The following is an 8,236-nucleotide window of genomic DNA, read 5'->3' as shown; positions in this document are numbered from 1 at the left end:
GAAAAAACAAGATGACTTCGCAGCCGAAGTGGCCGCGCAAGTCGCAGCAGCAAAACAGGCGTAAGCGAAAAAATCGGGCCGAAAGGCCCGTTTTTTTAACATCATCAAGTATCCTTGGTGAGAGAGGTTGACGCGTTCTTGACGCGTTAACGATTAAGATTCTGTCTGCATGCCGGCATCGGCAGTTGACGAGACAGGATCGGCAGTACCCGAATATAAAATGTGCCCTGGCAAGAAAAACCGGACAACACAAGGAATCCAGCCCATGACAACCCCAGCATACAAACGCGTTCTCCTTAAACTTTCGGGCGAGGCGTTAATGGGCGACGACTCGTACGGTATCAATCGTGCCACGATCGAACGCATGGTGGCCGATGTATCGGAAGTCGCAAAACTGGGAGTGGAACTGGCAATTGTCATTGGCGGTGGTAACATTTTCCGTGGCGTGGCACCTGGTGCGCAGGGCATGGATCGCGCGACGGCGGATTACATCGGGATGCTGGCGACGGTGATGAATTCGCTGGCGCTGGCCGATGCCATGCGTCAGGGCGGGATGACTGCACGGGTGATGTCGGCGATCGGCATCGAGCAGGTTGTCGAGCCGTACGTTCGTCCGAAGGCATTGCAATATCTGGAAGAGGGCAAGATTGTTGTCTTCGCTGCCGGTACCGGCAACCCGTTCTTCACGACCGATACGGCGGCGGCATTGCGCGGCTCTGAAATCGGCGCTCAGATCGTCCTGAAGGCAACCAAGGTTGATGGCGTCTACAGCGCCGATCCGAACAAGGATCCCGATGCGACCCGCTACACCACAATCAGTTTCGACGAAGCGATTTCCAAGCATCTGCAGGTGATGGACGCGACGGCATTTGCCTTGTGCCGCGACCAGAAGCTGCCGATCAAGGTATTCTCCATCGTCAAGCCGGGCGCATTGAAACGCGTCGTGATGGGCGAGGATGAAGGCACGCTGGTTCATGTATGACATCGTTGCATGCCTGCTCCGGCACGCAACGAAGGACTCAATTCAGCTTAATTTGCAGTAAAGAGGAGAGTAGTAATGACTGTCGCAGATGCAAAAAAGATCGCCGAGCAGAAAATGCAAAAGTCGATCGAGAATTTGAAAGCCGATCTGGCGAAAGTACGCACCGGCCGTGCACATACCGGCCTGCTTGACCATGTGATGGTCGATTATTACGGCAGCCCGACGGCATTGTCGCAGGTGGCGAACCTGACACTGATCGATGCACGCACGATCGGTGTGCAACCGTACGAAAAGAAAATGGGCGCAGTGATTGAAAAGGCGATTCGCGAAGCTGATCTCGGCCTGAATCCATCGACGCAGGGTGAAATGATTCGTGTGCCGACGCCGCCTTTGAATGAAGAGCGCCGCAAGGAAATGGTCAAGCTCGTCAAGAGCGAAGCGGAAGATGCAAAAATCGCTGTTCGCAATATCCGTCGCGACGCCAATGAGTCATTGAAGAAATTGCTGAAGGATAAAGCGTGCTCGGAAGACGAGGAGCGCCGTGCACAAGACGAAGTACAGAAGCTGACCGACAAGTTTGTCGTGGAAATCGACAAGATTGTCGCCGACAAAGAAAAAGAAGTGCTGACGGTTTGAGTCGGTTGCCGATTTTTCTTCCTTTTTTTCTGGTTGCCTATCCATGACGTTGTCGAGTTCAACACAGGCTGTGCCGGAAGTATCGCTGGTGCCGCGTCATATCGCCATCATCATGGATGGCAATGGCCGCTGGGCGACCAAACGGTTCATGCCGCGCGTGGCTGGCCATGTCAAAGGCGTCGAGGCGGTACGCGGTATCGTCGAGGCGTGTGCGATGCAGGGCGTCGAATACGTTACCTTCTTCGCATTCAGTTCCGAGAACTGGCGCCGTCCGGAGGAAGAGGTCAGCCTGTTGATGCGTCTGTTCGTCACGGCGCTGGAGCGTGAAGTTTCGAAGATGCATGCCAATGGTATTCGTCTGAAAATCGTCGGTGATCTGAGTCGTTTCGATGACAAGTTGCGCAATATGATTATTGCGGCTGAACGCAAGACAGCCGGCAATACGCGTCTCACGGTGACCGTCTGTGCCAATTACGGCGGCCGCTGGGACATCATGCAGGGGGTGCGCAAGATGATCGCGGCCAATCCTGGAGCGACGGATTTCAGTGAGGAGCAATTGGCGTCGTTTCTGTCGCTGGCTTATGCTCCCGAACCTGATCTGTTCATTCGTACCGGTGGCGAAGAACGCATTTCCAACTTCCTGCTGTGGCAATTGGCGTACACCGAGCTGTATTTCACTGACACCTACTGGCCTGATTTCGATGCAAATGCATTGGGATTGGCGATCGCTTCCTATCAGAAGCGCGAGCGGCGCTTTGGTCGCACCAGCGAACAACTGACCGAACAAACGTCGGTGGTCAAATGCTGAAAACCCGCATTATCACGGCATTGGTTTTGCTGGCCGTGCTGCTGCTGGTGATCTTTTCAGGTTCGTTCCTTGTCTTTGCTTTCATGTCGGCGGTTTTCTTTGCGGCTGCGGCGTGGGAGTGTCTGCGACTGTTCGGTAATCGGCATCCGGCGATTGGTGCCGGTCTGTGGACGGCAGCGTTTGTCTGGCTGGTACTGTTCGGACATTTCGATCAAGGGCCTTTGTTGCCGGGATTGTGTGTGGCGATCTGGGCGTTGCGTCTGACGCCGTCACTTGCAATGGGGATGCCGCCGCTAGGCGGAATGGGAAATCGTCTGCTGACCGGTATTTACGGCGTGGCGATTCTCGGTGCATTTATTTCCCTGCTTGTACTGTTTTCACACTCCGCGCTGTACATGTTTTCCGTCATGGCGATCGTTTGGCTGGCAGATATTGGCGCCTATTTCAGCGGCAAGGCATTTGGCAAGCGCAAGCTCGCCCCATCGATTTCTCCCGGCAAATCGTGGGAAGGGGCGATCGGCGGCGCATTGATTGTGTTGGTTGTCGGTGCGTCGACATTGTTTGTGCCTTCCTTGCACGACACGTTTGCCGTGCAGCTTTATCTCAATTGGGGTTGGCCTGGTTTTGTCCTGGTTCTTCTTCTCATGTCCGCAGCCAGCGTTGTCGGTGATCTGTTCGAATCGCAACTCAAACGCCGTGCCGGCATGAAGGACAGCAGCAATCTGCTGCCAGGTCATGGCGGCGTACTCGATCGCATTGACGCGCTGATTCCGACGCTACCTCTTGCCGTTCTCGTCGGCTACTGGATGTAATTCTCATGCAGCACATCACCATTCTCGGTTCGACCGGGTCCATCGGCGTATCGACTCTTGACGTTGTGGCTCGTCATCCGGACCGTTATTCCATTTATGCATTGACGGCACAAAACAAGGTAGAGGAATTGGCGCAGCAATGTGCACGTTTCCGACCGAAAGTTGCCGTCGTCGGCAGCGCGGCGGCTGCACAAAAGTTGCAGGAGTTACTGCGCATCCAGGGGCTTTCCACACAAGTGGAGTATGGCGAGACAGCGCTCTGTGCTGTTGCAAGCGCGAATGAATGCGATGCCGTGATGGCAGCAATCGTGGGTGCTGCCGGTCTTGCGCCAACGCTGGCCGCAGCGCGCGCCGGCAAGAAGGTGTTGCTGGCGAATAAAGAGGCGCTGGTCATGTCTGGTCAACTGCTGATGGATGCCGTCGCCGCCAACGGATCGACGTTAATGCCCATCGATAGCGAGCACAATGCAATTTTTCAGTGTCTGCCGGATGGTTATGGCCGTGTGCCGGCGCAGCATGGCATCGCGAAAATCTTGCTCACGGCGTCCGGCGGTCCTTTCCTCAAGCGTCCAGTTGAAACACTCGAGCATGTCACGTGCGAAGAAGCGGTAGCGCACCCGAAGTGGGTGATGGGGCGCAAGATTTCGGTCGATTCGGCGACGATGATGAACAAGGGGCTTGAAGTCATCGAGGCACACTGGCTGTTCGGTGTGCCGGCTGCGGCGATCGACGTCGTGATTCACCCGCAAAGCGTCGTGCATTCGATGGTGTCTTATGTCGACGGATCGGTGCTGGCGCAATTGGGAAATCCGGACATGCGCACACCGATCGCCCATGCGCTGGCTTATCCGGAGCGTATCGATTCGGGCGTGGAAGCGATTGATCTGGTCAAGATTGCCCAATTGACATTTGAACAGCCGGATCTGCAGCGTTTTCCCTGTCTCAAACTGGCGTATGATGCATTGCACGCGGGTGGATCAACGCCGGCGGTCATGAACGCCGCGAATGAAGTTGCGGTGCAGGCATTCCTCGACCGACGCATCGGTTTTCGCATGATCGACCGGTTGATCGCGCGCGTGATGGATGCCATGCCATCCTGTGCCGTTGACGATATCGAATCGGTTTGCGAGCAGGATCGTCGGGCGCGTGTTCTAGCCAACTCCTATATCCAGCCATGATGCTGCTGCAAACCATTGTCGCTTTCGGCGTCGTTCTCGGCGTGCTGATCATCGTTCATGAACTCGGTCACTACTGGGTGGCGCGTTGGTGTGGCGTGAAGGTGCTGCGTTTTTCGGTCGGCATGGGCAAGGTTGTTTATTCGCGTCGTTTCGGTCCGGATCAGACCGAATGGGCGATATCGATTTTACCGCTCGGCGGTTACGTCAAAATGCTGGATGCGCGCGAAGGTGACATGGTCGACGTGTCGCCGGAAGACATGAAGCGTGAGTTCACGCGCCAGTCGGTCTGGAAACGCATTGCGATCGTCGCTGCAGGGCCAATCGCCAATTTCCTGCTGGCGATTCTTCTCTTTGCCGGACTTTACAGTTACGGCATTCCGGAGCCTGCGGCAAAATTGCGTGCGCCAGCCGAACATTCCATTGCTTATCAGGCCGGCTTGCGCGGTGGTGAGCGGGTAACAGCCATCAATGGTGATGCCGTTCACGCCTGGGACGATCTGCGCTGGTTGATGGTGCAATCGGTGGTTGATGGCAAGCCGGCCAGAATGGATGTTGAAATGCCGGCGACGAATGAACCCGACGGCAAGATACTGCGGACCGTGACGGTTCCGGCTGATAGCATTTCTACCGAAGAACTGGAAGGCGATTTTCTCGGCAACTTGGGGATTGATCTGGCGCGCCCACGCGCGGTGCTCGGCCAGGTTGTTTCCGATGGTCCGGCCATGCGTGCCGGGTTGCAGCAAGGCGATGTAGTTGTAGCCGTCAACGGCATGGCAATCCGGGATGGATTGGCGCTGATCGAGGCAGTACGCGCGGCACCCGGGAAAACGCTGGCGGTCCAGCTTTTGCGCAATGGTCAGCCATTGACGATGAACGTCACGCCTGAAAAAGTAGAACAGAACGATCAAACGTTCGGACGCATCAAGGTAGAAGTGCCAATGATGCCTGAGATGATAACGGCCGGCAGCAATCCTGTTGTCGCACTCGGCAAGGCGGTCAAGAAAACCTGGGATACCAGCGCGATGACGATCAAGATGGTCGGCAAAATGATCGTCGGCGAGGTTTCCTGGAAGAACGTCACGGGACCGATCACGATCGCCGATTACGCAGGTCAGACAGCACGTATCGGCTGGATCAGTTACCTGAGTTTTATCGCCTTCGTCAGCATCAGTTTGGGCGTCATGAATCTGCTGCCAATCCCGGTTCTGGATGGAGGGCATTTGCTGTATTATGCTGTGGAAGTTTTGACGGGCCGCCCGGTTTCCGAGCGCTTTGGCGCGATCGCGCAACGGGCAGGTGTGGGGATATTGATGACGCTGATGTTGGTAGCAGTCTTCAATGACATTAACCGGCTTGCTTCCTGACGACGCGCACCTTCCGGGTTCGACCAAGTATCTTAATTAGAATAATCGATGAAATTACACTCCGAGCGTTTCTCTTCGCCACTTTTCCCACGTCGTCTTGTTGCTATTGCCGCCCTCGCGTTATGCGCAGGTTATGCGAATGCGGCTGATCCCTTTACCGTCAAGGACATTCGCGTCGAAGGTATTCAACGTACCGAGCCCGGCACGGTGTTCAGCTATTTGCCGGTGCGTGTAGGCGAGACCTATACCGATGAAAAAGGCACGGCTGCTATCAAGGCGCTTTACGCAACCGGTTTCTTCAAGGACGTACGTATTGAAACGGAAGGCGATGTGCTCGTCGTCTTCGTTGAAGAGCGCCCCGCAATTGCCAGCGTGGAGTTTACTGGTACCAAGGAATTCGACAAGGACCAACTGACGAAGGCGCTGAAGGAAATCGGCGTCGGCGAATCGCGCATTTTCGACAAGGCGCTGGTCGATCGTGCCGAGCAGGAACTGAAACGCCAGTATTTGTCGCGCGGGCTGTATTCGGTATCGATCACGACAACGGTCACGCCGCTCGAACGCAATCGTGTGTCGATCAACTTCGCTGTCGATGAAGGCGATGTCGCGCGCATCAAGAACATCAGCATCATCGGCAACAAGGCTTACAGCGAGAAGGATCTTGTCAAGAGGCTGGCGTTGCGTACACCTGGCTGGTTCACCTGGTACACAAAGGCAGATCAGTATTCGAAGCAGAAACTGGCTGGCGATATCGAAACGCTGAAGTCCTTCTACCAGAATAACGGTTACCTCGAAATGCGCATCGACTCGACGCAGGTTTCGATCACGCCTGACAAGAAGGATATCTTCATCACGCTGAATATCAGCGAGGGTGAAAAGTACACAGTATCGGACGTCAAGCTGGAAGGTGAAATGTTCGGCCGTGAAGCGGAAATGGCTTCTTTGGTGCAACTGAAGAAGGGAGACGTTTATTCCGGTGAAAAACTCACTGCGAGCACCAAGAACATTTCTGAACGCATGGGTAATTTCGGCTATGCGTTTGCCAACGTGAATGCCAACCCGCAAATCAACCGGGAGAAAAAAGAGGTGGCGTTCACCATCTTGGTTGATCCAGGCAAGCGCGTTTATGTGCGCAATATCAATATTTCCGGTAATAACAAGACACGCGATGAAGTCATTCGTCGCGAAATGCGCCAGTTCGAGAATTCCTGGTATGACGGCGAGAAGATCAAACTGTCGCGCGATCGTGTTGATCGTCTCGATTACTTTACCGATGTCACGGTCGAAACACCTGATGTACCGGGCAGGACCGATCAGGTTGACGTCAACATGAGTGTGACGGAAAAACCGACCGGCAACATCATGCTGGGCGCTGGTTTTTCAAGCAGTGACAGCTTGAGCTTGAGCGGTGGGGTTAATCAGACCAATGCTTTCGGCAGCGGCAACACGATTGGCATCAACGTCAACACCAGCAAGCGTTATCGGACGATTGCAGTTTCTGCTACGGATCCGTACTTTACTGATGATGGTGTGAGTCGTAGTTACGAATTGTTTACGCGAACGACGCGACCGCCATCGATCAGTAATGGTGATTATCGATTCCGCAGTACTGGAGGTAACATTAAGTTTGGCGTGCCATTTTCGGAATCTGATACGGTGTTTTTTGGCGCTGGTGTGGAGCGTACAGAAGTCACAGTCTATAAAGGGCTGGGTGCCGAAGACAGCGATAAAGAGGATAGCCCAGAGCGATTCATCAATTATGTTAATGACCTTAACGGTAATACTGAGGCATCAAATCCTGGTGAACACAGTGCTTCCACGACGGGCATTCCTTTGACAGTAGCTTGGCAACGAGATAATCGAGATAGTGCACTGGTGCCAACCAAGGGTCGCTATCAACGTATCAATTTCGAAATTTCACCTGCAGGGGATTCGAAATACTATCGGGCCACGTTCCAGCAACAATATTTCCAACCGCTCTTTTCAAGCACCACTTTGGCGCTGAACGGTGAAATCAATTATGGTAAAGCCTTGGGTGGAGATCTTTATCCGATTTTCAAGAATTTCTATGGCGGTGGTATTGGTTCGGTGCGAGGATATGAAGGCTCGTCTCTAGGTCCGAAAGAGAACGGAACAAATGATCCATTGGGCGGATCTAAACGATTAATCCTAAACGCGGAATTGCAATTTCCGTTCCCGGGTTCGGAAAATGATCGTACGTTGCGTTGGTTTACCTTCATTGATGCTGGTAACGTTTACGGCGAAAATGATAGTTTCGGTAGTGATTTAAAAGCTTCGGCTGGTATTGGCTTAAGCTGGGTATCGCCGATCGGGCCTCTCAAGCTAAGCTTCGGTAAACCATTGAACAAGAAGCCTGAGGACGAAGAAGAGGCATTCCAATTCCAGTTGGGTACCGGCTTCTAATTGCTTGGTGCATAATACGAACTCGGTGGTCG

Annotated in this window: 7 protein-coding genes; all 7 read left to right on the top strand. The window is 54.0% G+C overall.

The features are described from left to right. Positions 1-265: 265 nt before the first annotated feature. Positions 266-982: a UMP kinase gene (gene pyrH / locus VN114_RS11625; protein ID WP_325515025.1), complete on the top strand. Its 717-nt coding sequence runs from the start codon at positions 266-268 to the stop codon at positions 980-982. A 75-nt stretch (positions 983-1,057) separates the two neighbouring features. Further along, positions 1,058-1,618 carry a ribosome recycling factor gene (gene frr / locus VN114_RS11620; RefSeq protein WP_325515023.1) on the top strand — a complete coding sequence of 187 codons (561 nt, stop codon included), beginning with the start codon at positions 1,058-1,060 and terminating at the stop codon, positions 1,616-1,618. 43 nt (positions 1,619-1,661) lie between these two features. Next, the gene (gene uppS / locus VN114_RS11615; RefSeq protein WP_325515021.1) at positions 1,662-2,426 is read left to right on the top strand and encodes a polyprenyl diphosphate synthase; all 765 of its coding nucleotides are present in this window, start codon (positions 1,662-1,664) and stop codon (positions 2,424-2,426) included. Further along, a complete protein-coding gene (locus tag VN114_RS11610) occupies positions 2,420-3,238 on the top strand; it encodes a phosphatidate cytidylyltransferase (protein WP_325515019.1) in 819 nt (272 codons plus the stop codon). Before uppS ends, VN114_RS11610 begins: the two co-directional genes overlap by 7 nt. A gap of 5 nt (positions 3,239-3,243) precedes the next feature. After that, a complete protein-coding gene (ispC, locus tag VN114_RS11605; protein ID WP_325515017.1) occupies positions 3,244-4,416 on the top strand; it encodes a 1-deoxy-D-xylulose-5-phosphate reductoisomerase in 1,173 nt (390 codons plus the stop codon). Next, complete coding sequence (gene rseP, locus VN114_RS11600) at positions 4,413-5,780, top strand: RIP metalloprotease RseP (RefSeq protein ID WP_325515015.1); 1,368 nt, start codon at positions 4,413-4,415, stop codon at positions 5,778-5,780. Before ispC ends, rseP begins: the two co-directional genes overlap by 4 nt. A 48-nt stretch (positions 5,781-5,828) precedes the next feature. Continuing rightward, the gene (gene bamA / locus VN114_RS11595; RefSeq protein ID WP_325515013.1) at positions 5,829-8,204 is read left to right on the top strand and encodes an outer membrane protein assembly factor BamA; all 2,376 of its coding nucleotides are present in this window, start codon (positions 5,829-5,831) and stop codon (positions 8,202-8,204) included. Positions 8,205-8,236: the final 32 nt, after the last annotated feature.

This window comes from Oxalicibacterium sp. (genome assembly GCF_035565035.1).
Lineage (GTDB): Bacteria > Pseudomonadota > Gammaproteobacteria > Burkholderiales > Burkholderiaceae_D > Oxalicibacterium.
The sequence above is the reverse complement of the archived record's forward strand: the minus strand, read 5'-3'. Positions and strand labels throughout refer to the sequence as shown.

Bases quoted from the DNA above. Each gene is read 5' to 3' on its own strand.
- pyrH (WP_325515025.1), top strand. From the start codon at position 266: ATGACAACCCCAGCATACAAACGCGTTCTCCTTAAACTTTCGGGCGAG.
- frr (WP_325515023.1), top strand. From the start codon at position 1,058: ATGACTGTCGCAGATGCAAAAAAGATCGCCGAGCAGAAAATGCAAAAG.
- uppS (WP_325515021.1), top strand. From the start codon at position 1,662: ATGACGTTGTCGAGTTCAACACAGGCTGTGCCGGAAGTATCGCTGGTG.
- VN114_RS11610 (WP_325515019.1), top strand. From the start codon at position 2,420: ATGCTGAAAACCCGCATTATCACGGCATTGGTTTTGCTGGCCGTGCTG.
- ispC (WP_325515017.1), top strand. From the start codon at position 3,244: ATGCAGCACATCACCATTCTCGGTTCGACCGGGTCCATCGGCGTATCG.
- rseP (WP_325515015.1), top strand. From the start codon at position 4,413: ATGATGCTGCTGCAAACCATTGTCGCTTTCGGCGTCGTTCTCGGCGTG.
- bamA (WP_325515013.1), top strand. From the start codon at position 5,829: ATGAAATTACACTCCGAGCGTTTCTCTTCGCCACTTTTCCCACGTCGT.